The following is a 22,982-nucleotide window of genomic DNA, read 5'->3' as shown; positions in this document are numbered from 1 at the left end:
CCCGTTCGGCGAACGAACGCCGGCTCCGTCCGCGAGGACGGAGCCGGTGGCGTATCAGGGGGCCGTGGTCGGCGAGGTGGCGGTGGCCGTCCCCGGTCCGGTGGGCGCCGCGGTGGCCGTGGGCGTGGCCTCGCCGGTCGCCGTCGGGGCCGTGGTCGGGCCCGCGGTGGTCGGTGCGGTCGAAGGGGTGCCCGGACGCGGGGAGTTGGTCGGCGTCGAGGACGGGCGGCGGGAGGGGGTGCGGCCCGGGGTGCGGCCGGGCGAGGGCGCGGCGGCGCTCTCCTGCGGGGTGGTGGCGCCGTTCGAGGGCGCCGTCACGGGCGGCTCCGGCGCAGGATCGTTCCCGCTGTTCTGCTGCACCGTGGTCGGGGACGCGGACGCCGGGGTCGAGGACACGGCGGGCCCGTTCGCGGGCGGCTCGGTGTCCGGTGTGTCCGGCGTGGTCATCGCAAGGCTCACGACGGTGCCCAGCGCGACGACCGTCAGCGCTCCCGCGGCGGCCAGCAGCACCCGGCGCCGCCGGCCCGGGTCCGAGGACGGCTTGGCGGTGGCGGTGGCGGGGACCGGAGCCGCGGCCGAGGCCGAGGCCGGCTCCGGCGACAGCGGGAAGGCGTCCTCGAACACCTCGGAGAGGGTCGTGGGCGTCTGCGAGCGGTGGTTGACGGGCACCACGGGGGTCATCCGGCTGACCGCCTCGGCGGAGACCGGGCCTGCGGGCGTCACGGGGGCCACACGGGTCACGGCGGCCTCGGAGACGGCCGGATCCTCCGGCGGGGCCACGGCCGGGCGGGGCCGGACGGGGGTGGCCGGCTTCGCCGACGGGAGGGCCTTGGTGACCGCGTTCGGCCGTGCGGCCGGCGCAGCGGGCCCGGCCGGGGTCGCGGGTTTCGTGGGTGTCGGCGGGGTCGCGGGGGTCGCCACCGTCACGGCCTCCGAGGCCGCCGCGGGGGCTTCCAGGCGCAGCGGGGGCGAGGCGGCCGCCCCGGCGGCCTCGCGGTCCACGACGAGCGCCAGCGCCCGCCGGCCCGCGACGGTGCCGCGCTTGTCGGCCAGCGCGCCCCGCAGCCCGATCGAGGTCTCCAGCTCGGCGCGGGCCCGGTCGACGCGCCCTTCGCACAGGGCGAGCACACCCAGCTCGTGGTGGAAGTACGCCTGCTCGGCGACCTCCCCCGCCTTGCGCGCCGCTTCCGCTCCCGAGCGCAGCACCCGCTCCCAGGCCTCCCAGTGCAGCGAGGCCGCGAAGGCGGGGGCGGCCGTACGCGCGAGCACCGCCGCGGCGACCACGTCCGCGCCGGCCAGAGCCGCGAGCACCGCGTCCGCTTCCCTTCCCACCCGCTCCGGGACGACCGAGGCGTGCCCGGTCCACCAGGCGTAGTGCCGGGCGGCCGTACGGGCCTCCTCCGACACGGTGTCCGCGTAACCGACGTCCTCCAGCTGGCGGGCGACCCCGGCGGCCAGCCGGTAGCGCGTTCCGACGGGCGTCAGCAGTCCGCAGTCCAGCAGTTCCGCCACGGCCGTGTCCGCGTGGGTGTCCCCCACGAGCGCCGGCAGGTGGGCGTGGTGCGGCAGCTCGCCGCCGAGCGCGCAGGCGATCCGCAGGGCGGCCCGCGCCGACTCGCTGACCCGCGAGGCGAGCAGCTCCGCCGGGGCCGCGCCCTCGGCGAGCGTGGGCAGCGGCACCACTCCGCTGTCGCGGGGGCGCTCCTCGAAGACGCCGGGCTCCTCCTCGTCGTCGTCCGCGTCGCTGTGGTTGAGCTCGTCCCGCTGCCGCAGCATCGCGGCGGCCTGCACGAAGCGCAGCGGCAGCCCCTCGGAGGCGAACCGGAGGTCGCCCGCCCAGGCGGTCTCCTCGTCCGTCAGGGGCCGTCCCAGGCCCGCTTCCAGCAGGGCCAGGCAGTCGTCCTTGCCGAGGCCGGTGAGGAAGACCTCCTCGACGTGGGAGTCGTCGGAGGGGGCCTTGGTCTCGGGGGTGGCCGCCAGCAGGTAGGCGCATTCGGGGGTCGCGCGCAGCAGTTCGTCGAGGGCGCTGCCGCCCATCTCCAGGTCGTCGAGGAGGACGACGGCGCCGATGTCGCGCACGCGGGCGAGGAGCTCGTCGCGCTCGGGGCGCTCCCGCGGGGCGTCGTACACGGCCGCGTGGAGCGCGTGGAGCAGTTCGCCGGGCTGCTGGTGGCCGTATCCGCTGAGCCGTACGACTCCGTCGGGGGCGAGGCCCGCGCAGCGGGCGGCGACCGCGTCGAGCAGCGCGCTGCGTCCGGAACCGGAAGGTCCGGTCAGGCGGACGGACCGGCCGCGTCCCAGGAGCCGGACGAGGCGTTCCAGTTCCTCGCCGCGGGCGAGCAGGGGCCGGGCGGGTATCGGGGGGCCGGGCAGTACGGGCGGCCGTGCGGCGGCGTCCCCGGCCGCTCGGGCGGCGGCGTCGCGCTTGGCGGGGCGACCGCGCTCGGTGCCGGGCCGCACGGGTTCGATCTCGCTGCCGTCGACGGGGTTGACGGTGAGGGTGAAGTCGCCGGCGGTCAGGGTGACGACGCGGGCTGGGCCGGCGGGTCCGGAGGGCCCGGACGGCGGCGAAGCCGGCGCGGGCGGCGTGGTACCGGCGGCGGAAGCGGAGGCGGAGGACGGCTTCCGGGGGCCGCCCGCGGCCTGCTCGTCCCGCCCGGTCTGCCCTTGTGTACGGTCCATGACCCAGTCCCCCATCGCGGGCCGCGCGCCTCGCCGTCGTACCGCCCGGCCGTCGCGCACCCGCTGTCGCCACTGGTCCGGTTTCCGCCCGAACCCTAGACCGTGGCCGGTCGTGCGGGAAACCGTGGGGGCTCGATCACCACCGGACCGTTACTTTCCGCAGGAAATGCGAAGGTCAGCGGCTTGCGGGTCAGACCCGGGGCAGCGACTCGGCTTCCAGGCCGCCCTCGATCGCGAGGATCCGGTGCAGGCGGGTCGCCACGAGCAGCCGCTGCATCTGCGGCGGCACTCCGCGCAGGACGAGGCGTCGTCCCGCCCGGCCGGCCCTCCGGTGCGCGCCCATGATCACGCCGAGGCCGGTCGCGTCCCACGAGTCGAGCCCGGTCAGGTCGAGCACGAGGTCGCCGTGGCCGTCGTCGAGCGCGGTGTGGAGGGCCGTACGGGCGTCCGCCGCGCTGCGCACGTCGAGGCGGCCCCCGACTGCGAGTTCGGCGTGGTCGCCCCTGATGTGCATGTGTACTCCCGGCAGTACTGCGTACGTATGGCAACTGGTCCGTGGTCGGCAACTCTCACTGCAACTGACTGCCGCGCGGGCAGGGAAGTTGCCGACCGTGAGCGAACCGATACCTAATTCACCCTGACGGGTGAAGGCTTTCGAACGATGGCGCTCAGTTGGTGGACCGCTCTCAGTGCTTGTAGAAGCCCTGGCCGCTCTTGCGGCCGATGTCCCCGGCGTCCACCATGCGGCGCATGAGCTCCGGCGGCGCGAACTTCTCGTCCTGGGACTCGGTGTAGATGTTGCTGGTGGCGTGCAGCAGGATGTCGACGCCGGTGAGGTCGGCGGTGGCCAGCGGGCCCATCGCGTGGCCGAAGCCCAGCTTGCAGGCGATGTCGATGTCCTCCGCGGTGGCCACGCCCGACTCGTACAGCTTCGCGGCCTCGACGACCAGCGCGGAGATCAGACGGGTCGTCACGAATCCGGCTACGTCGCGGTTGACGACGATGCAGGTCTTGCCGACGGACTCGGCGAACGCCCGGGTCGCGGCGAGGGTCTCGTCGCTCGTCTTGTAGCCGCGGACCAGCTCGCACAGCTGCATCATCGGGACGGGCGAGAAGAAGTGCGCGCCGACGACCCGCTCGGGGCGCTCCGTCACGGCCGCGATCTTGGTGATCGGGATGGCGGAGGTGTTGGAGGCGAGGATGGCGTCCTCACGCACGATCTTGTCGAGCGCGCGGAAGATCTCGTGCTTGATCTCGATCTTCTCGAAGGCCGCTTCCACGACGATGTCGACGTCGGCGACGGCGTCCAGGTCGGTGGTCGTCGTGATGCGCGCGAGCGCCGCCTCGGCGTCCTCGGCCGTCAGCTTGCCCTTGGAGACGAACTTGTCGTACGAGGCCTTGATCCCGCCCGTGCCCCGGGTCAGCGCCGCGTCGGTGACATCGCGCAGCACGACGTCCCATCCCGCCTGAGCGGAGACCTGAGCGATCCCGGAACCCATGAGTCCCGCACCGATGACGGCGAGCTTCCCAGCCACTGCACACCCCTCGTTGTTCTCAAATACGGCACGGCTTCACAGCCACTCCGGCGGAGACTAGCGCCCGGGGGGTGCGGTGTGACCGTGAAGTAACACGCGTCACGTCTCAGATGACGGACATCACACCGGTCGGCCCACGACCGGTGCGCTGCCTCACAGTTCACGCGCCGCCCCGGGCCGCCGCCCGCCATCTACCCTGGCCGCATGGTGAACCTGACGCGCATCTACACCCGTACCGGCGACAAGGGCACGACCGCCCTGGGCGACATGAGCCGCACGGCCAAGACCGACCTGCGGATCTCCGCGTACGCCGACGCCAACGAGGCCAACGCGGCCATCGGCTCCGCCATCGCGCTCGGCAGCCTGCCGGACGAGGTCGTCAAGGTGCTCGTCCGGGTGCAGAACGACCTGTTCGACGTGGGCGCGGACCTGTGCACGCCGGTCGTGGAGAACCCCGAGTACCCGCCGCTGCGCGTGGAGCAGTTCTACGTCGACAAGCTGGAGGCCGACTGCGACCTCTTCCTGGAGCAGGTCGAGAAGCTGCGCAGCTTCATCCTGCCCGGCGGTACCCCCGGCGCGGCCCTGCTGCACCAGGCCTGCACCGTGGTGCGGCGCGCCGAGCGGTCGACGTGGGCGGCGCTGGAGGCGCACGGCGAGACGATGAACCCGCTGACCGCCACCTATCTCAACCGCCTCTCCGACCTCCTGTTCATCCTGGCCCGGGTGGCCAACAAAGAGGTCGGGGACGTGCTGTGGGTGCCGGGCGGCGAGCGGTAGCCGGGAGGCGCCCCCGCGGGGGCGCTCCGCCTACCTCCGCTCGCTCGCGGCGAGGGAGGAGGCCTCCGGCTCGGCGCCGGCGGGGGCCTTTTTCGGCCAGATCGTGTAGGCCGCCGCGACCAGGGCGTGGATGCCGACGACGCGCAGGGCGCCGAACTGCCACGCCCTGAGCGAGCTGACGTCGCCCGCGTCGCCGACGTACCAGACGGCTGCCTGCAGCAGGGTCAGGGCGACGGCGGCGGCGACCACGGTGCGCACCCAGAGCCTCCACTCGTGCCGGGCCCGCTCCATGCCGTAGCCGGCGCCCGCCGGCTTCGGCCCCCCGGCCAGCCGGTACGCGGCGTGCCCGTCGAGCCACTTGATCGTGTAGTGCCCGAACGCAACGGTGTAGCCGATGTAGAGCGCGGCGAGACCGTGCTTCCAGTCGGGCTCGGCGCCGTTCTTGAGGTCGACCGTGGTGACGACCAGCAGGACCAGCTCCATCAGCGGCTCGCAGAGCAGGACCGCCGCGCCCAGCCGGGGCATCTTCGCCAGGTAGCGCAGGGCGAGTCCCGCCGCCAGCAGGACCCAGAAGCCGACCTCGCAGGCGATGATCAACGCGACGATCACGGGATTCTCCTTCCGCTCGGGTGCGTCGTCCTCCAAGGCTCCCGCCCTCCGCCGCCCGTTTCGTCGTCGCGAATGACCATGTGGGCCTGCATCCTTCGATGTAGCCGCGCCTCCGCCGCTCCGCCGACGTACGGCGGCGGAGCACCCTGTTGGATGGGACCGTGACCGAGAAGAGCCTGCGCCCCCACCGCGACGACGTCCTCCTCGCGGCGGTCAGCGTGGCCGCGGGCCTGGTGTTCTGGTCGCTCGGCGTCTACAGCACCCCCGACCGCGACCTCCTGCCCGCCTGGGCCGCGCTGGTCCCCCTGGCGGCCCTCGGCGCGATGGAGCTGCTGCGCCGCACCCGGCCGCGCGCGACCCTGGCCGTCGGCACCGCCGGGGTGATCGCCGACCAGTTCACCGTCGGCAGCCTCGCCACCGTCATCATCTTCACCGACCTGATGTACGCGGCCGTCGTGTACGGGAAACCGGCCATGGCCCGGCGGCTCCCGGTCACCACCGGCCTGATCACCGTCGTCGTCACCATCGCCTCGCTGGCCTGGCTGCGGAGCCCCCAGGCCCTGCTGATCGGCGCGATCACCGGCATCGTCACCTTCGCCCCGGCCCTGACCGGCGCCACCCTGCGCAACCACCGCGAGGCCGCCGAGGCCGCCCGGCTGCGCGCCGAGCAGACGGCGCTGCTGGCCGAGGTGGACCGCAAGGAGGCGGTGGCCGCCGAACGCGCCCGGATGGCGCGCGAGCTGCACGACATGGTGGCCAACCACCTCTCCGCCATCGCCATCCACTCCACCGCCGCGCTCTCCATCCACACGGCCGCGACCAGCCGCGACGCACTCGGCGTGATCCGCGAGAACAGCGTCCAGGGGCTGGCCGAAATGCGTCGCCTGATCGGGCTGCTGCGGGACGCCGGCGGCGGCCGGGAGCCGGTCGCGGTGCCCTCCCTGGACGGCCTCGACGCCCTGATCGGACAGGCCGGGACGAACGGCTCGGCCAGCGGGCTGACCTTCGTACTGCACGACGACCGCCCGTCCGGGGAGCCCGCGGCGGCACCGGTGGAGCTGGCGGCGTACCGGATCGTCCAGGAATCCCTGACCAACGCCCTCAAGCACGCCGCGCCCGGCACGGTGACGGTCCGCGTGGCGCACGAGGACGGACGGCTCAGCGTGGCGGTGGACTCGCCCTACGGCGACCGCCCCGGGCCGCGCGCGCCCGGATCGGGGGCGGGGCTGATCGGCATGAAGGAGCGGACGGAACTGCTGGGCGGGGAGTTCACGGCGGGCCGCCGCGGTGCGGTGTGGCAGGTGCGGGCGTCCCTGCCCGCGGAGGACAGGGCGGTGGAGGCATGACGAGCGGTGAGGGCATGACGAGCGGTGGAGGCGCGACGATCCGGGTGGTGGTGGCGGAGGACCAGGCCGCGGTACGGGCGGGGCTGGTGCTCATCCTGCGCAGCGCGGGCGACATCGAGGTGACCGGTGAGGCGGCCGACGGGGAGGAGGCGGTGCGCCTGGCCCGCGAGATGCGGCCGGATCTCGTCCTCATGGACGTGCAGATGCCCCGCCTCGACGGGGTGTCCGCGACCCGGCAGGTCGTGGAGGAGGGCCTGGCGGACGTCCTGGTGCTGACCACCTTCGACCTCGACGAGTACGTCTTCGGGGCCCTGCGGGCGGGCGCCGCCGGCTTCCTGCTGAAGAACGCCGACGCCGCGGAGCTGCTGGCGGCGGTACGGACGGTGGCGCGCGGGGAGGGCCTGATCGCCCCGGCGGTGACGCGGCGGCTGATCGCCGAGTTCGCCGCGCCCCGTCCGGCGCGCGGCGCACCGGCTCCGGAGCGGGCGGCCGCGGTCGCCTCCCTGACGCCGCGCGAACGTCAGGTGCTGAGCGCTCTGGGCGAGGGCCTGTCGAACGCGGAGATCGCCGAGCGGCTGGAGATGGCGGAGGCCACGGCGAAGACCCACGTCAGCAGGCTGCTGGGCAAGCTGGAACTGCGCAGCAGGCTACAAGCGGCCGTTCTGGCTCAGGAGTTGGGAATCTGACGGCGGGCGCCGAGGGCGGCGGGCGACACCGGTCTGGACCTCTTGACGGTTGGTCCAGACCTTTCTACGCTCGGGCACACTGTGGTGAGCGTGCCATGACAAAGCGTGCTCACGGGCGGCGCAGGTCCCACCCCCATGTCGCTGACGGCCCCCACGGCCGCGACGGACCTCGGAGGAGCACCCTTGAGCACAGCATCCCCACCCCCCACCAGGCGCACCCGGTTCTTCACCAGAGTCGCGGCGGTCGTCGCCGTGCTCGCCCTGCCCGTCACCGGTCTCGTGGCGCTGGCCGGCCCGGCCCAGGCCGCCGCCTCCGCGACCGCGACGTACACCAAGGCCTCCGACTGGGGGTCCGGCTTCGAGGGCAAGTGGGTGGTGAAGAACACCGGCACCACCACCCTGAGCAGCTGGACCGTGGAGTGGGACTACCCGGCGGGCACCTCGGTCACCTCCGCCTGGGACGCCACCGTCACCAGCTCGGGCACGCACTGGACGGCCAGGAACGTCGGCTGGAACGGCACCCTCGCCCCCGGTGCCACCGCCAGCTTCGGCTTCAACGGCACCGGATCCGGCTCCCCCAGCGGCTGCAAGATCAACGGCGCCTCCTGCGACGGGGGCACCCAGCCCGGCGACGCTCCCCCCACGGCTCCCGGCGCCCCCGCCGCGAGCAACGTCGCCGACACCTCGCTGACCCTGACCTGGACCCCGGCCACCGACGACAAGGGCGTGAAGAACTACGACGTCTACCGGGGCTCCGCCAAGATCGCCACCGTCACCGGGACGAGCTACGCGGACTCGGGCCTGACCAAGGGCACGACGTACACCTACAGCGTCACCGCCCGCGACACCGCCGACCAGACCGGTCCCTCCTCCGGCTCCACCACGGTCACGACGACCGGCGGGGTCGTCCCGCCCGACCCGGGCGACAAGGTCAAGCTGGGCTACTTCACGAACTGGGGCGTCTACGGGCGCAACTACCACGTGAAGAACCTGGTCACCTCCGGCACCGCGGCGAAGATCACGCACATCAACTACGCCTTCGGCAACGTCCAGAACGGCCAGTGCACGATCGGCGACGCCTACGCCGACTACGACAAGGCCTACACCGCCGACCAGAGCGTCGACGGCGTGGCCGACACCTGGGACCAGCCGCTGCGCGGCAACTTCAACCAGCTGCGCAAGCTGAAGAAGCAGTACCCGCACATCAAGGTGCTGTGGTCCTTCGGCGGCTGGACCTGGTCCGGCGGCTTCCCGCAGGCCGCCGCGAACCCGGCCGCCTTCGCCCAGTCCTGCCACAACCTGGTCGAGGACCCGCGCTGGGCCGACGTCTTCGACGGCATCGACCTGGACTGGGAGTACCCGAACGCCTGCGGCCTGTCCTGCGACACCAGCGGCCCGGCGGCCTTCAAGAACCTGATGCAGGCCGTGAAGGCCCGCTTCGGCGCGAACAACCTGGTCACGGCCGCCATCACCGCCGACGCTTCGGACGGCGGCAAGATCGACAAGGCGGACTACGCGGGCGCCGCGCAGTACACCGACTTCTACAACGTCATGACGTACGACTTCTTCGGCGCCTGGGCGGCCCAGGGCCCGACGGCCCCGCACTCACCGCTGACCTCCTACGCCGGCATCCCGCAGGCCGGCTTCAACTCGGCGGACGCCATCGCCAAGCTCAAGGCGAAGGGCGTGCCCGGCTCGAAGCTCAACCTCGGCATCGGCTTCTACGGCCGCGGCTGGACCGGCGTCACCCAGGCCGCCCCCGGCGGCACCGCCACCGGACCGGCGCCGGGCACGTACGAGCAGGGCATCGAGGACTACAAGGTCCTGAAGAACAGCTGCCCGGCCACCGGCACCGTCGCCGGCACGGCCTACGCCAAGTGCGGCGCCAACTGGTGGAGCTACGACACCCCCGCCACCATCGCCGGAAAGATGACCTGGGCCAAGCAGCAGGGCCTCAGGGGAGCCTTCTACTGGGAGTTCAGCGGCGACACCGCGAACGGTGAACTCGCGAACGCGGTCCACACCGGGCTCCAGTAGGAAGACGGAAGCCGGGGAGACGGGTCCGCCCCCCGTCTCCCCGGCTTCTCCATGCCGTTCTCACCCCGCCGGGGTACCAGACCCCCGGGCTGGGTACAGGGCCCCTCGCCCTAGGCGACGTTCACCCGCTGGCCGGGCGGAGCCGCTTCCAGCCAGGCCAGGAAGCCCGTCAGCGCGTCCTCGCTCATCGCCAGCTCCAGGCGCGTCCCGCGGTGGAGACAGCCGAGCACGACGGCGTCGGACAGCAGCGCCAGCTCCTCCTCGCCCTCCGGGGCGCGACGGGCCAGCACCTCGATGGAGGAGCGCTCAAGCAGCCGGCGCGGGCGCGGGGAGTACGAGAACACCCGGAACCACTCGATGCGGTCGCCGCTGTAGCGCGCGACCCCGTACACCCAGCCCTTGCCGGAGACGTCGGGCTCCTCGGACACACCCCAGCGCATGCTGCAGTCGAAGGTCCCGCCGGACCGCTGGATCAGTCTGCGGCGCAGTCCGAAGACGAACAGCCCGATCACCACCAGGGCTACGACCAGGCCGCTCACAAGCAGAGCGAGGAGCATCTTCACCGACCTCCTCGCTCATCGAATACGCATGAGAAAAACGGACCTGCATCGCCTCAGCCGCGACCCGGTCTGGAAAATTCCAGAACGGACCGCGGCTGAGGTCTGCCGAGCCCCGGAGGTCGCCCTCCGGCACTCGGCGGTTGAAACTCCGACGGGCGGTCAGCCCGTTACGGCGCGCAGCCGGACATCCGCGCGACGCTCGGCGGCCGCGTCGGCCTCCGCCTTCGCGCGCTCCAGTGCCCGCTCCGCACGCTGGACATCGATCTCGTCCGCGAGCTCGGCGATCTCGGCCAGCAGGGACAGCTTGTTGTCCGCGAACGAGATGAATCCGCCGTGCACCGCGGCGATGACAGTGTTGCCCTCGCTGGTGCGGATGGTCACCGGGCCCGATTCCAGCACACCGAGAAGCGGCTGGTGACCGGGCATGACGCCGATGTCGCCGGACGTGGTGCGGGCGACAACAAGGGTGGCCTCGCCGGACCAGACATTGCGGTCCGCCGCGACCAGCTCGACGTGCAGCTCAGCAGCCAAGGTGGCTCCTCGGGTCACCACCCGGCGGGTCGGCCGGGTGTTGGGTCAAATTCTAATGGGCGTGAGGAGAGGGACGGGACACACCCGCCCCTCTCCGTCCGGGGGCTTCTCCCAGCGGTAGCTGGGGGCCTGCGAACGCGCTCCTCGCGGAGCGCGCCGGATCAGGAGACGCCCAGCTCCTTGGCGTTGGCCTTCAGGTCCTCGATGCCACCGCACATGAAGAACGCCTGCTCGGGGAAGTGGTCGTACTCACCGTCGCAGATCGCGTTGAACGCGGTGATCGACTCGTCGAGCGGAACGTCCGAACCGTCCACGCCGGTGAACTGCTTGGCGACGTGGGTGTTCTGCGACAGGAAGCGCTCGACGCGACGGGCACGGTGGACAACGAGCTTGTCCTCCTCGCCCAGCTCGTCGATACCGAGGATCGCGATGATGTCCTGGAGGTCCTTGTACTTCTGCAGGATCCCCTTGACACGCATGGCGGCCGCGTAGTGGTCCGCCGCGATGTACCGCGGGTCGAGGATGCGGGACGTCGAGTCCAGCGGGTCCACGGCCGGGTAGATGCCCTTCTCGGAGATCGGACGGGAGAGAACCGTCGTCGCGTCGAGGTGGGCGAAGGTGGTCGCCGGCGCCGGGTCGGTCAGGTCGTCCGCGGGGACGTAGATCGCCTGCATCGAGGTGATCGAGTGACCACGGGTCGAGGTGATGCGCTCCTGGAGGAGACCCATCTCGTCGGCCAGGTTCGGCTGGTAACCCACCGCGGAGGGCATACGGCCGAGCAGGGTCGACACCTCGGAACCCGCCTGGGTGTACCGGAAGATGTTGTCGATGAAGAAGAGCACGTCCTGCTTCTGCACATCGCGGAAGTACTCCGCCATGGTCAGACCGGCCAGGGCGACGCGCAGACGGGTGCCCGGGGGCTCGTCCATCTGGCCGAAGACGAGCGCCGTCTTGTCGATGACGCCGGAGTCGCCCATCTCCTCGATGAGGTCGTTGCCCTCACGGGTACGCTCACCGACGCCCGCGAAGACCGACACACCGTCGTGGTTGTTGGCGACGCGGTAGATCATTTCCTGGATCAGAACGGTCTTGCCGACACCGGCACCACCGAACAGACCGATCTTTCCACCCTTGACGTACGGGGTGAGAAGGTCGATGACCTTGACGCCGGTCTCGAACATCTCCGTCTTCGACTCAAGCTCGTCGAAGGAAGGCGCCTTGCGGTGGATCGGCCAGCGCTCGGTGACCTCGGCGTTCGCCTCGGGGAAGTTGAGCACCTCACCGAGGGTGTTGAACACCTTGCCCTTGGTGAAGTCGCCGACGGGGACGGTGATGCCCTCGCCCGTGTCGGTCACCGGGGCCTGGCGGACCAGGCCGTCGGTGGGCTGCATGGAGATGGTGCGGACCAGGCCGTCACCCAGGTGCTGGGCGACCTCAAGGGTCAGCGTCTTGAGCGCGCCGTCCTCGGCCGGGTCGGCGACCTGGACCTTCAGCGCGTTGTAGATGTCGGGCATCGCGTCGACGGGGAACTCCACGTCGACGACCGGGCCGATGACCCGGGCGATGCGGCCCGTGGCAGCGGCCGTCTCAACAGAGGTCGTCATTACTTGTCACTCCCCGCGGTCGCGTCGGCCATGGCGCTGGCGCCACCGACGATCTCGCTGATTTCCTGGGTGATTTCGGCCTGGCGGGCCGCGTTGGCAAGCCGGGAGAGGCTCTTGATGAGGTCCCCGGCGTTGTCGGTCGCCGACTTCATCGCGCGGCGGCGGGCGGCGTGCTCGGAAGCGGCCGACTGCAGCAGTGCGTTGTAGATCCGGCTCTCGACGTAGCGCGGCAGAAGGGCGTCGAGGACGTCCTCCGCCGACGGCTCGAACTCGAACAGCGGAAGGATCTCGCCCTTCGCGCCGTCCTCCTCCGCAGCCTTGTCGAGGCTGAGCGGCAGCATCCGGCCGTCGACCGCGTTCTGCGTCATCATCGACACGAATTCCGTGTAGACGATGTGCAGCTCGTCGACGCCGCCCTCGGCCGTTTCCAGCTGGATGGCCTCGATCAGCGGCGCCGCGACGCGCTTGGCGTCGGCGTAGGCCGGGCTGTCGGTGAAGCCGGTCCACGAGTCCGTGACCTTGCGCTCACGGAAGCCGTAGTAGGCGACACCCTTACGGCCGACGATGTAGCTGTCGACCTCCTTGCCCTCGGCGCGCAGCCGCTCGCTGAGCCGCTCCGCCTGCTTGATGGCGTTCGAGGAGTAGCCGCCGGCCAGACCGCGGTCGCTCGTGATGAGCAGGATCGCGGCGCGGGTCGGCGCCTCGACCTCGGTGGTCAGGGCGTGCTTGGTGTTCGAACCGGTCGCCACCGCGGTCACCGCACGGGTGAGCTCGGTCGCGTACGGCATCGACGCCGCCACCTTGCGCTGCGCCTTGACGATGCGCGAGGCGGCGATCATCTCCATCGCCTTGGTGATCTTCTTGGTCGCCGTGATGGCACGGATGCGACGCTTGTAGACCCGGAGCTGCGCTCCCATGAGTCAGGTCCCTTCCGTCGTCACTTGGAGACGTTGACGGCCGGCACGTCCTCGCCCAGGAGCTTGCCGTCCGAGGTCTCGAACTGGCGCTTGAAGGCCGCGATGGCGTCAGCGATCGAGCCCAGGGTGTCGTCCGACATCTTGCCGCCCTCGGCGATGGAGGTCAGGAGGTCCTTGCGCTCGCGGCGCAGGTGCTCCAGCAGCTCCGACTCGAAGCGACGGATGTCGGCGACCGGGACGTCGTCCATCTTGCCGGTGGTGCCGGCCCAGACGGAGACGACCTGCTCCTCGACGGGCATCGGCTGGTACTGGCCCTGCTTCAGCAGCTCGACCATGCGCTTGCCGCGCTCCAGGGAGGCCTTCGACGCGGCGTCCAGGTCGGAACCGAAGGCGGCGAACGCCTCCAGCTCGCGGTACTGGGCCAGGTCGACGCGGAGACGACCCGAAACCTGCTTCATGGCCTTGTGCTGGGCGGAGCCACCGACGCGGGAGACCGAGATACCGACGTTCAGCGCCGGGCGCTGGCCCGCGTTGAACAGGTCGGACTCCAGGAAGCACTGGCCGTCGGTGATGGAGATGACGTTGGTCGGGATGAACGCCGACACGTCGTTCGCCTTGGTCTCGACGATCGGCAGACCGGTCATCGAGCCGGCGCCCATCTCGTCGGACAGCTTCGCGCAGCGCTCCAGCAGGCGGGAGTGCAGGTAGAAGACGTCACCCGGGTAGGCCTCACGGCCCGGCGGGCGGCGCAGCAGCAGCGACACGGCGCGGTAGGCGTCGGCCTGCTTCGACAGGTCGTCGAAGATGATCAGGACGTGCTTGCCGGCGTACATCCAGTGCTGGCCGATGGCGGAACCGGTGTACGGCGCCAGGTACTTGAAGCCGGCCGGGTCGGACGCCGGGGCGGCGACGATCGTCGTGTATTCGAGCGCGCCGGCCTCTTCCAGGGCGCCGCGAACGGACGCGATGGTCGAGCCCTTCTGGCCGATGGCGACGTAGATGCAGCGGACCTGCTTGTTCACGTCGCCCGAGCGCCAGTTGTCGCGCTGGTTGATGATCGTGTCGACGGCCAGGGCGGTCTTGCCGGTCTGACGGTCGCCGATGATCAGCTGACGCTGGCCACGGCCGATCGGCACCATCGCGTCGACGGCCTTGTAGCCGGTCTGCATGGGCTCGTGCACCGACTTACGGACCATGACGCCCGGGGCCTGCAGTTCGAGGGCGCGGCGGCCTTCGGTCGCGATCTCGCCGAGGCCGTCGATCGGGTTGCCGAGCGGGTCGACAACGCGGCCGAGGTAGCCCTCGCCGACACCTACGGAGAGAACCTCACCGGTGCGCTGCACCGGCTGGCCCTCCTCGATACCGCTGAACTCGCCGAGGACGATCGCACCGATCTCGCGCTCCTCAAGGTTGAGGGCGAGACCGAGGGTGCCGTCCTCGAACTTCAGCAGCTCGTTCGCCATGGCGGAGGGCAGGCCCTCCACCTTCGCGATGCCGTCGCCGGCAACGCTGACCGTTCCGACCTCCTCGCGCGAGGCCGCGTCCGGCTGGTACGACTGGACAAAGTTCTCCAGTGCGTCCCGGATCTCCTCCGGCCGGATCGTGAGCTCCGCCATCTGGGTTCCCTGCTCTCCTTGTTGGGCCTGAAGCTTCTTAGGGGTCTGGGGGCGACCCCCAGGAATCTTCTGCAAGTTCTGCACGGCCCAACCGGGCCGCTAGGAATGCTTTGTACTTTTGGTGGCTGGTCAGCCGGCCATGCGGCGGGACGCCTCTGCGAGGCGGTCCGCGATGGTGCCGTCGATGACCTCGTCGCCGACTCGCACCGAGATCCCGCCGAGGACCTCGGGGTCCACGTCGAGGTTCAGGTGCATCTGGCGTCCGTACAGCTTGGCCAGCACCGCGCCGAGACGCTGCTTCTGCACGTCGCTGAGCGGAACCGCGCTGGTCACGGTGGCGACCATGCGGTCACGGCGCTCGGCGGCGAGCTTGGACAGGGATTCGAGTCCCGCCTCCAGGCTACGTCCACGCGGGTGCGTGACAAGACGGATCACCAGGCGCTCGGTGACGGCGTTCACCTTGCCGTTGAGCAGGCTGCGCAGCAGCTGGCTCTTGGCGGAGGTGGTCGCCGCGCGGTCGGTCAGCGCGGCACGCAGCTCGGTGTTCGAGGACACGATCCGGCCGAAGCGGAAGATCTCGTCCTCGACGTTGTCGAGCGCCTCGGCCTGCTGGGCCGCCGTGAGGTCGGCGGTGGCCGCCAGCTCCTCCAGCGCGTCCACCAGGTCGCGGGACTGCGACCAGCGGGACCGGGCCATGCCGGACACCAGGTCGAGGGTCTCCCCGCCGACCTGACCGCCGAGCAGCCGAGCGACGAGCTCGGCCTTGGCCTCGCCGGCCTGCGCCGGGTCCGTGATGACCCGACGCAGCGAGACCTCACGGTCGAGCAGCGCGGTGACAGCGGCCAGCTCACCGGCGAGCTTCGCCGCGTCGACGGACGTGTTGTCCGTCAGCGCGTCGAGACGCTCGCGCGCGGAGGCCAGCGCCTCGCGGCTCGCTCCGTTCATCGGGCCGCCTCGGCCTTCTCCTCAAGCTCGCTGAGGAAGCGGTCGATGGTGCGGCTCTGCCGGGCGTGGTCCTCAAGGGACTCGCCGACGAGCTTTCCGGCCAGGTCGGTGGCGAGCTTGCCCACGTCCTGACGCAGCGCCTGAGAGGCGGCCTTGCGGTCCGCCGCGATCTGGGCGTGGCCGGCAGCGATGATCTCCTCACGCTGCCGCTGGCCCTCTGCGCGCAGTTCTTCCTTCAGCGCAGTGCCCTGCTCCAGCGCTTCCTGGCGCAGGCGCGCGGCCTCGTGCCGGGCTTCGGCGAGCTGGGCCTTGTACTGCTCCAGGACGCTCTGGGCCTCGGTCTGAGCGGCTTCCGCCTTCTCGATACCGCCTTCGATGGCCTCGCGGCGCTCTTCCAGAACCTTGTTGATGTTCGGGAGGAGCTTCTTCGCGAGGAAACCGAAGACGATGACGAAGGCGATCAGACCGATGACGAGCTCGGGGATCGGCGGGACGAGGGGGTTTTGAGGCTCCTCGGCCGCGAGAACCAGGAGGTTCACATCAGTGCCTTTCGTCGATTCGGACTAGTCGTGTTCGTCAGGCGTAGACGAACGGCATGACCAGACCGATGAGGGCGAGCGCCTCACAGAAGGCGAAGCCGAGGATCTGGTTGGCGCGGATCAGACCGGCAGCTTCGGGCTGACGGGCGAGCGCCTGGGTGCCGTTACCGAAGATGATGCCGACGCCGACGCCGGGGCCGATCGCCGCGAGGCCGTAGCCAACGGAGCTGAGGGAACCGGTGACGGCAGCAAGGGTCTGGGACATGCCAGTTCTTCCTTCTCTTTCACGGACCGGTGGGGGTTGGCCACCGGACGACTGGGGGGATTGCTTGGAGCGGGCCGCGCTCAGTGGTGCTCGGCGAGCGCGCCCTGCAGGAAGCTGCAAGCCAGCAGCACGAAGACGTAGGCCTGGACGGCCTGGATGAAGAGCTCGAAGGCGGTCATCACGATGACCATGACGAACGAGACGCCCGCGTAGGCGATGCCGATCCCGTTCAGCAGGTACCAGCTGGCGATGGTGAAGAGCAGCAGCAGGGTGTGACCGGCGAACATGTTCGCGAACAGTCGGACCGCGTGGGTGAAGGGGCGGACCAGCACGTTCGAGAAGAACTCGATCACCATGACCATCGGCAGGACCGGGCCGAGCGTCTTGTCGTAGCCCGTGATGTTCTTGAAGCCGCCGACGAAGCCGTGGCGCTTGAAGGTCACCGACATCCACATGACGTAGATGACGAGGGCGAGACCGGCCGGGTACGCGATGACCGCGGTCACCGGGAACTGGGCGAGCGGGACGATGGACCAGAGGTTCATCATCCAGACGAAGAAGAACGTCGCGACCATGAAGGGGACGTACTTCTCGCCTTCCTTCTTGCCCAGCGTCTCGTAGACGATGCCGCGGCGCACGAAGTCGTAGCCCGCCTCGGCGACCATCTGCAGCTTGCCCGGGACGACCTTCGGCTTCCGGAACGCGGCCCAGAAGAAGGCGACGATGATGATCGAGCCCAGCAGGGCCAGAAGCATCGTCTTGTTGAAGTACAGGCCGTCCGCATCGCCGAACATCGGCTTGAACAGGAACGAGTACAGGGTCGGGCCCGGGAAGCCGCAGCCAGTGCCGTCTTCGAAATGACAATTGATCTCGAAGGCGAGCGTCATGTCAGCAGCACTCACCGCAGGGCTCCTTCAGCGTGGCGCATAGGTACGGCAACCTCGTTGTGTCGGCGCGGCGCGCAGCCGCGGTTCGGCACTGGACTGGTGTAACGGATGGTGGGGCGGCAGTCAGGCATCGAGCCTCGCGATGGAACAGGCGTCAGCTCAGATGCCCGCGCCCGCAGTGCCGCAGTTGGCACCGGACGATAGCAGGATCTCGAACGCCCACTTATCCCGGCCCTACCCTTCACGTCTTCGGTCCCGGATTTTCGGGCTTGCCGCCCGTCGTCGAGTCCGGTTCGACGTAAAGGATCTTGGCCTTCATGTGCGCGCGGGCCTGCGCGGCGATCCACACGAGGGTGGTCGCCACGAGCGTGATCGCGAACGCCTTGTGGTTGAACAGGGTGGTGTTCTTGAACGCCGCGACAAACACGAAAAGCAGCAGGATCTGGGCCGTGTAGAGCATGAGCCCCATGGCCTGGAAGAGGTGCGGGAGCGATTTCGCCGTGCGCTGTAGAACGACGAATCCGATGCCCATGAACACGATCACGACCAGCGTCGCGACGACCGCTCCGACCGCGCCCTTGCCGCCGACGACAAGCCCACTGATCAACGCGGCGAGTGCGCCGGCGACGGCCGTGGGCACGGCGGCTTGCAGAAGGGATCGGACGTCATCTGACCGCATGGCGGTTTGCTCCGCGTGGTGGTGGGGGCACTGGACTCGTACGGGACGAGCGTAAGCCCGGTCCGAGAGAGAACCTCGGGCCAAGGGACCGTCGCACTACGGTCCTTCGGCTCTGTCGCCGGGTTTAGTGAACGGTATCACAAACTATTTGATGAGAGCTTTACCTGCCGGGTGTGCCGACTGTCACACATGAGAGTGACCCTGCGCGTGTGTGCGCGACAGGCGGGCCGGCTGTCTGCTAATGCGCACCCATGTCGGACATGCGATGCCGCTGTCAGCGGGTGGATTCAGCCTTACGCCGCTCGGGGAAGCGCGAACGGGGGCCCACGGCGGTTGCTCCGTTGACGCCCGAGACGCCTGCTGCGATGGGCCTGGCGGGCGCCGGCTCGGTGCCCGAGGCGTCCCGCGCGGCGGCCTCCGCGGCCGCTTCCGCGGCGCGCGCGGCGTGCCGGTAGCGCGGCGGAACCAGACCCTCCGCCCACTTCGGAGTACGCGGGGTGAAGCGCGGCAGGAGTAGCAGGAAAAGCCCCACGGCACTGAGTACGGCGATCACCAGCACGATCCACATCGCCGTGGAGTGGACGGAGTAGGCCACCGTGCCGAAGGCGATCAGCCCCGACCAGAAGTACATGATGAGGACCGCTCGGCTGTGCGAGTGGCCGAGTTCCAGCAGCCGGTGGTGCAGGTGGCCCCGGTCGGCCGCGAAGGGCGACTGGCCCTTCCACGTACGCCGGACGATGGCCAGGATCAGGTCGGCCATCGGGATCGCGATGATCGTCAGGGGCAGGATCAGCGGGATGAAGACCGGGAGCATCGCGTGCGTCGCGTTGCGCTCACCGCCGGCGAACAGGGCCAGCGCGTCCGGGTCCACCTGACCCGTCAGGGAGATCGCCGCCGCCGCCAGCACCAGGCCGATGAGCATCGAGCCGGAGTCGCCCATGAAGATCCGGGCGGGGTGCATGTTGTGCGGCAGGAAGCCCAGGCACATGCCCATCAGGATGGCCGCGAAGAGGGTGGCGGGGGCCGCGGACTCGATGCCGTAGCCGAACCAGATCCGGTACGCGTACAGGAAGAGCGCGGCGGCGGCGATGCAGACCATGCCGGCGGCGAGGCCGTCGAGGCCGTCCACGAAGTTCACCGCGTTGATGGTGATGACGACGAGCGCCACGGTGAGCAGGTTGCCCTGCCACTGGGTGAGCGGGACCGTGCCGATGAAGGGCACCGGGATCCAGAGGATGGTCAGGCCCTGCATGACCATGACGCCGGCGGAGATCATCTGGGCGCCGAGCTTGATGAGGGCGTCGATCTCGAACTTGTCGTCCAGGACGCCGATCAGCCAGATCAGGGCGGCTCCGGAGAGCAGTGCGCGCGGTTCGTTCGACTTCTCGAAGACCGCGTTGAGGTTCTGCAGGTGGTCGGCGACCAGCAGGCCCGCGCACAGGCCGCCGAACATCGCGATCCCGCCGAGGCGCGGCGTCGGCTCGCGGTGCACGTCGCGGGCGCGGATCTCCGGCATGGCCCCGGCCGCGATCGCGAACTTCCGCACGGGCCCGGTCAGCAGGTAGGTCACCGCGACCGTGACGCAAAGCGTCAGCAGATATTCACGCACGGGCTGCCCCAGATGTATCGCCGGCCATCTCAGCCCCACACATTAGCTGCGATGTCCCCTCTGCCGAGGACGCCAGGGTGCGGCATCCCGGTTCCACTACACCCTCCTTGTCCCGCTTAATCCCCGTAAGGTGGAAAACCTTCCGTGAGCTCGCCGACCTCCGTACGTGTGGTCGCGGCCTCCCCGTGCAGCGCCGCGGCGAACAGCTCCGCGATGCGGCGCATCTCGTTCTCCCCCATCCCCTGGGTGGTCACCGCCGCGGTGCCCAGGCGTACGCCCCGCTGGTCCCCGTACGGCAGGACACAGGTGTCCAGCACCATCCCGGCGGCGGCCAGCCGGCCGCGGGCGGTCGGGCCGTCCACGCCCAGCGGCGCCGGATCCGCGGTGATCATGTGTGTGTCGGTGCCGCCTGTGGTGATCGTGAACCCGCGCTCCTCCAGCGCCGCGGCCAGTGCCCGGGCGTTGGCGACCACGCGGTGGGCGTAGGTGGCGAAGGCCGGCCGGCCCGCCTCGCCGAAGGCCACGGCCTTGGCGGCGATGGTGTGCATCTGGGCCCCGCCCTGCGTGAGGGGGAACACCGCCCGGTCGATGCGCTCGGCGAGGTCCGCACCGCACAGGACCATCCCGCCGCGCGGCCCGCGCAGGACCTTGTGGGTGGTCGCGCAGACGACGTCCGCGTACGGGACGGGGCTGGGCGCGGCCCCGCCGGCCACCAGTCCGATCGGATGGGCGGCGTCGGCGATCAGGTAGGCCCCGACCTCGTCGGCGATCTCCCGGAAGGCGGAGTACTCGGGGTGGCGCGGGTAGGAGATGGACCCGCACACGATGGCTTTCGGCCGGTGCGCCCGGGCCAGGTCCTGCACCTGCCGGTAGTCGATGAGGCCGGTCCGGGCGTCGACGCCGTACCCGACGAAGGTGAACCACTGGCCGGAGAAGTTGGCGGGCGAGCCGTGGGTGAGGTGTCCCCCGTACGGAAGCCCCATCGCCAGCACGGTGTCCCCCGGCCGCAGCAGCGCCGCGTAGGCGGCCAGGACGGCCGAGGAGCCGGAGTGCGGCTGGACGTTGGCGTGCTCGGTCCCGAACAGCGCCTTGGCCCGTTCGACGGCCGTCTGCTCGGCCAGGTCGGCGTACTCGCAGCCGCCGTGGTAGCGGGCGCCGGGGTAGCCCTCGGCGTACTTGTTGGCGAGCGGGGAGCTCAGGGCGGCCAGGACGGCCGAGGAGGTGAAGTTCTCCGCCGCGCTCAGCTGCAGCGTGCCGGCCTGTCTGCGCGCTTCCCCGGCGAGTACGTCGGCCATCTCCGGGTCCTGCCGGCGCAGCAGGTCCGTGGGCTGGGTGATGACGCTCATGGCGCGACTCCAGGGGGGTACCGGGTACCAGCCACTGTAGGCCCGCAGCCCCCACGACGCCCTGCCGACGCCACCCGCCCCGATTTTCAGCCCCGCCGGCGCTTGAGGCCCGGGCCCCGGGCCGGAGCCCCGCTCTCCCAGCCCCGCCGGCGCTTGAGGCGCGGGCCCGGGCCGGAGCCCCGATCCTTCAGCCCCGCCGGCGCTTGAGGCCCGGGGCCCGGGCCGGAGCCCCGCTCTCCCAGCCCCGCCGGCGCTTGAGGCGCGGGCCCGGGCCGGAGCCCCGCTCTCCCAGCCCCGCCGGCGCTTGAGGCGCGGGCCCCGGGGCGGAGCCCCGATCCTTCAGCCCCGCCGGCGCTTGAGGCGCGGGGCCCGGGCCGGAGCCCTGCTCTCCCAGCCCCGCCGGCGCTTGAGGCGCGGGGTCCGGGGCAGCGCCCCGGGAAACGGAGAAGGGGCGGGCAGGGGCATGCTCCGCGCAGCGGGACCGCACCCCCGGCCGGCAGGCCGCACGGCTCCGCGTCAGCGGCGGGCCGCGACGCCCGTCAGGGCCGTGACCACGGGGTCCAGCGCCTGGTTGATCTCGTCGCCGATCGAGCGGAAGAAGGTGATCGGCGCCCCGTACGGGTCGTACACCTCGTCCGCGTCGGGCGACGGCGCCAGCAGCCACCCGCGCAGCGCCGCGGCGGCCCGTACGAGCGCCCGCGCCCGCTCCGCCATGCCGTCGTCCAGCGGCGGCAGCGTGGCCGGGTCTATCGCCCTGACCAGCCGGGTGAACTCCTTCAGGGTGAAGGTGCGCAGCCCCGCCGAGTGGCCCATCGAGATGACCTGCGCTCGGTGGTCGCGGGTGGCGGTCAGCACCAGGTCTGCGCGTATGACGTGCTCGTCCAGCAGCTCACGGCCGGTGAACCCGGACGCGTCGGCTCCGAAGTCCGCGAGCACGGCGGCCGCGTTCGCCTCCATCGGGGCGCCCTCGTGGCCCCACGTACCGGCGCTCTCCACGATGAGGTCGCCGCCGACGGGTCCGCCGAGGCGGTGCGAGAGGGCGTGCCGGGTCAGCCGCTCGGTGATCGGCGAGCGGCACACGTTGCCCGTGCTGACGTGGAGTATGCGGAAAGTGCTTCCTCCTGCTATGCCACGCCCCTCAGGGCTCACGGGGCCACCTCTAGGTCGGGTACGACCTCCCGCAGCTGGTCGGCGCTGAGCGCCCCCTCGCGCAGCAGCAGGGGAACCTTCCCCGTCACGTCGACGATCGACGACGGCTCGATGCCGGGCGTCGGACCGCCGTCCAGGTAGACGGACACCGAGTCGCCGAGCATCTCGCGCGCCGCGTCGCAGTCCTCGGGCGCCGGCTGGCCGGAGATGTTGGCCGACGACACCGCCATCGGTCCGACCTCCGTCAGCAGCTCGATGGCGACGGGGTGCAGGGGCATGCGCACGGCCACGGTGCCGTGGGTGTCGCCCAGGTCCCATGCCAGCGAGGGCTGGTGCTTGGCGACCAGCGTCAGCGCGCCGGGCCAGAAGGCGTCGACGAGCTCCCAGGCCTGTTCGGAGAAGTCCGTGACGAGGCCGTGCAGGGTGTTCGGGGAGCCGATGAGCACCGGGGTGGGCATGCCGCGGCCGCGGCCCTTGGCGGCGAGCAGGTCGTGGACGGCCTCCGGGCTGAAGGCGTCCGCGCCGATCCCGTACAGGGTGTCGGTGGGCAGCACGACGAGTTCGCCGCGGCGCACGGCTGATGCGGCTTCACGCAGACCGGTCTTGCGGTCCGTCGCGTCGTTGCAGTCGTATCGCCGGGCCATCAGCGGGCCTCCTCGTGCA

Annotated in this window: 22 protein-coding genes; 4 read left to right on the top strand and 18 right to left on the bottom strand. The window is 71.0% G+C overall.

The window, feature by feature from the left end:
• Positions 1 to 54: 54 nt before the first annotated feature.
• From BSL84_RS36595 to BSL84_RS23020, 3 genes are all read right to left on the bottom strand, one after another.
• On the bottom strand, positions 55 to 2,682 hold the full coding sequence (locus BSL84_RS36595; RefSeq protein ID WP_075971031.1) for an ATP-binding protein: 2,628 nt from the start codon (positions 2,680 to 2,682) through the stop codon (positions 55 to 57).
• 190 nt (positions 2,683 to 2,872) lie between these two features.
• The gene (locus tag BSL84_RS23025; protein ID WP_030030436.1) at positions 2,873 to 3,196 is read right to left on the bottom strand and encodes an STAS domain-containing protein; all 324 of its coding nucleotides are present in this window, start codon (positions 3,194 to 3,196) and stop codon (positions 2,873 to 2,875) included.
• Positions 3,197 to 3,368: 172 nt separating this feature from the next.
• A complete protein-coding gene (locus BSL84_RS23020) occupies positions 3,369 to 4,217 on the bottom strand; it encodes a 3-hydroxyacyl-CoA dehydrogenase family protein (RefSeq protein ID WP_075971030.1) in 849 nt (282 codons plus the stop codon).
• 204 nt (positions 4,218 to 4,421) lie between these two features.
• On the opposite strand from BSL84_RS23020, the gene BSL84_RS23015 reads away from it, so the two are divergent.
• Entirely contained in the window at positions 4,422 to 4,994 is a 573-nt protein-coding gene (locus BSL84_RS23015; protein WP_045321206.1) for a cob(I)yrinic acid a,c-diamide adenosyltransferase, read from the top strand.
• A 30-nt stretch (positions 4,995 to 5,024) separates the two neighbouring features.
• Here BSL84_RS23015 and BSL84_RS23010 read toward each other — a convergent pair whose 3' ends face one another.
• Positions 5,025 to 5,603: a hypothetical protein gene (locus BSL84_RS23010; protein WP_075972195.1), complete on the bottom strand. Its 579-nt coding sequence runs from the start codon at positions 5,601 to 5,603 to the stop codon at positions 5,025 to 5,027.
• Positions 5,604 to 5,764: 161 nt separating this feature from the next.
• Here BSL84_RS23010 and BSL84_RS23005 point away from each other — a divergent pair, with 161 nt between their 5' ends.
• The 3 genes from BSL84_RS23005 (at position 5,765) to BSL84_RS22995 (ending at position 9,672) form a co-directional block, all read left to right on the top strand.
• Positions 5,765 to 6,949 carry a sensor histidine kinase gene (locus tag BSL84_RS23005; RefSeq protein WP_075971029.1) on the top strand — a complete coding sequence of 395 codons (1,185 nt, stop codon included), beginning with the start codon at positions 5,765 to 5,767 and terminating at the stop codon, positions 6,947 to 6,949.
• Positions 6,946 to 7,635 (top strand): response regulator, encoded by a 690-nt coding sequence (locus BSL84_RS23000; protein ID WP_234363498.1) that lies wholly within the window; start codon positions 6,946 to 6,948, stop codon positions 7,633 to 7,635. Before BSL84_RS23005 ends, BSL84_RS23000 begins: the two co-directional genes overlap by 4 nt.
• A gap of 135 nt (positions 7,636 to 7,770) precedes the next feature.
• A complete protein-coding gene (locus tag BSL84_RS22995; protein WP_078848827.1) occupies positions 7,771 to 9,672 on the top strand; it encodes a glycoside hydrolase family 18 chitinase in 1,902 nt (633 codons plus the stop codon).
• 110 nt (positions 9,673 to 9,782) lie between these two features.
• On the opposite strand, the gene BSL84_RS22990 is transcribed toward BSL84_RS22995, so the two are convergent.
• From BSL84_RS22990 to BSL84_RS22925, 14 genes are all read right to left on the bottom strand, one after another.
• The gene (locus BSL84_RS22990) at positions 9,783 to 10,229 is read right to left on the bottom strand and encodes a DUF2550 domain-containing protein (protein ID WP_030027382.1); all 447 of its coding nucleotides are present in this window, start codon (positions 10,227 to 10,229) and stop codon (positions 9,783 to 9,785) included.
• A 162-nt stretch (positions 10,230 to 10,391) separates the two neighbouring features.
• Complete coding sequence (locus BSL84_RS22985; protein ID WP_030027381.1) at positions 10,392 to 10,763, bottom strand: F0F1 ATP synthase subunit epsilon; 372 nt, start codon at positions 10,761 to 10,763, stop codon at positions 10,392 to 10,394.
• Positions 10,764 to 10,924: 161 nt separating this feature from the next.
• Positions 10,925 to 12,367, bottom strand: coding sequence for a F0F1 ATP synthase subunit beta (gene atpD / locus BSL84_RS22980; protein ID WP_030027380.1), 1,443 nt, complete (start codon positions 12,365 to 12,367; stop codon positions 10,925 to 10,927).
• A complete protein-coding gene (locus BSL84_RS22975; RefSeq protein ID WP_030027379.1) occupies positions 12,367 to 13,284 on the bottom strand; it encodes a F0F1 ATP synthase subunit gamma in 918 nt (305 codons plus the stop codon). Before BSL84_RS22975 ends, atpD begins: the two co-directional genes overlap by 1 nt.
• 20 nt (positions 13,285 to 13,304) lie before the next feature.
• A complete protein-coding gene (atpA, locus tag BSL84_RS22970) occupies positions 13,305 to 14,900 on the bottom strand; it encodes a F0F1 ATP synthase subunit alpha (RefSeq protein ID WP_030027378.1) in 1,596 nt (531 codons plus the stop codon).
• 129 nt (positions 14,901 to 15,029) lie between these two features.
• Complete coding sequence (locus BSL84_RS22965; RefSeq protein ID WP_030027377.1) at positions 15,030 to 15,845, bottom strand: F0F1 ATP synthase subunit delta; 816 nt, start codon at positions 15,843 to 15,845, stop codon at positions 15,030 to 15,032.
• A complete protein-coding gene (locus BSL84_RS22960) occupies positions 15,842 to 16,384 on the bottom strand; it encodes a F0F1 ATP synthase subunit B (RefSeq protein ID WP_030826858.1) in 543 nt (180 codons plus the stop codon). The genes BSL84_RS22965 and BSL84_RS22960 overlap by 4 nt, the downstream gene beginning before the upstream one ends.
• 37 nt (positions 16,385 to 16,421) lie before the next feature.
• On the bottom strand, positions 16,422 to 16,649 hold the full coding sequence (locus tag BSL84_RS22955) for an ATP synthase subunit C (RefSeq protein ID WP_046776171.1): 228 nt from the start codon (positions 16,647 to 16,649) through the stop codon (positions 16,422 to 16,424).
• A gap of 80 nt (positions 16,650 to 16,729) precedes the next feature.
• Entirely contained in the window at positions 16,730 to 17,536 is an 807-nt protein-coding gene (atpB, locus tag BSL84_RS22950; protein WP_075971028.1) for a F0F1 ATP synthase subunit A, read from the bottom strand.
• Positions 17,537 to 17,777: 241 nt separating this feature from the next.
• Entirely contained in the window at positions 17,778 to 18,215 is a 438-nt protein-coding gene (locus tag BSL84_RS22945) for a hypothetical protein (protein WP_030027371.1), read from the bottom strand.
• A 274-nt stretch (positions 18,216 to 18,489) separates the two neighbouring features.
• On the bottom strand, positions 18,490 to 19,824 hold the full coding sequence (locus tag BSL84_RS22940) for an MraY family glycosyltransferase (RefSeq protein WP_045321203.1): 1,335 nt from the start codon (positions 19,822 to 19,824) through the stop codon (positions 18,490 to 18,492).
• Between the two features lie 116 nt (positions 19,825 to 19,940).
• Positions 19,941 to 21,170: a serine hydroxymethyltransferase gene (gene glyA, locus BSL84_RS22935; RefSeq protein WP_030031814.1), complete on the bottom strand. Its 1,230-nt coding sequence runs from the start codon at positions 21,168 to 21,170 to the stop codon at positions 19,941 to 19,943.
• A 516-nt stretch (positions 21,171 to 21,686) separates the two neighbouring features.
• Complete coding sequence (locus BSL84_RS22930; protein WP_030030387.1) at positions 21,687 to 22,319, bottom strand: low molecular weight phosphatase family protein; 633 nt, start codon at positions 22,317 to 22,319, stop codon at positions 21,687 to 21,689.
• Entirely contained in the window at positions 22,316 to 22,963 is a 648-nt protein-coding gene (locus BSL84_RS22925) for an L-threonylcarbamoyladenylate synthase (protein WP_030030386.1), read from the bottom strand. Before BSL84_RS22925 ends, BSL84_RS22930 begins: the two co-directional genes overlap by 4 nt.
• Positions 22,964 to 22,982 lie beyond the last annotated feature (19 nt).

Source organism: Streptomyces sp. TN58 (assembly GCF_001941845.1).
GTDB lineage: Bacteria > Actinomycetota > Actinomycetes > Streptomycetales > Streptomycetaceae > Streptomyces.
The sequence above is the reverse complement of the archived record's forward strand: the minus strand, read 5'-3'. Positions and strand labels throughout refer to the sequence as shown.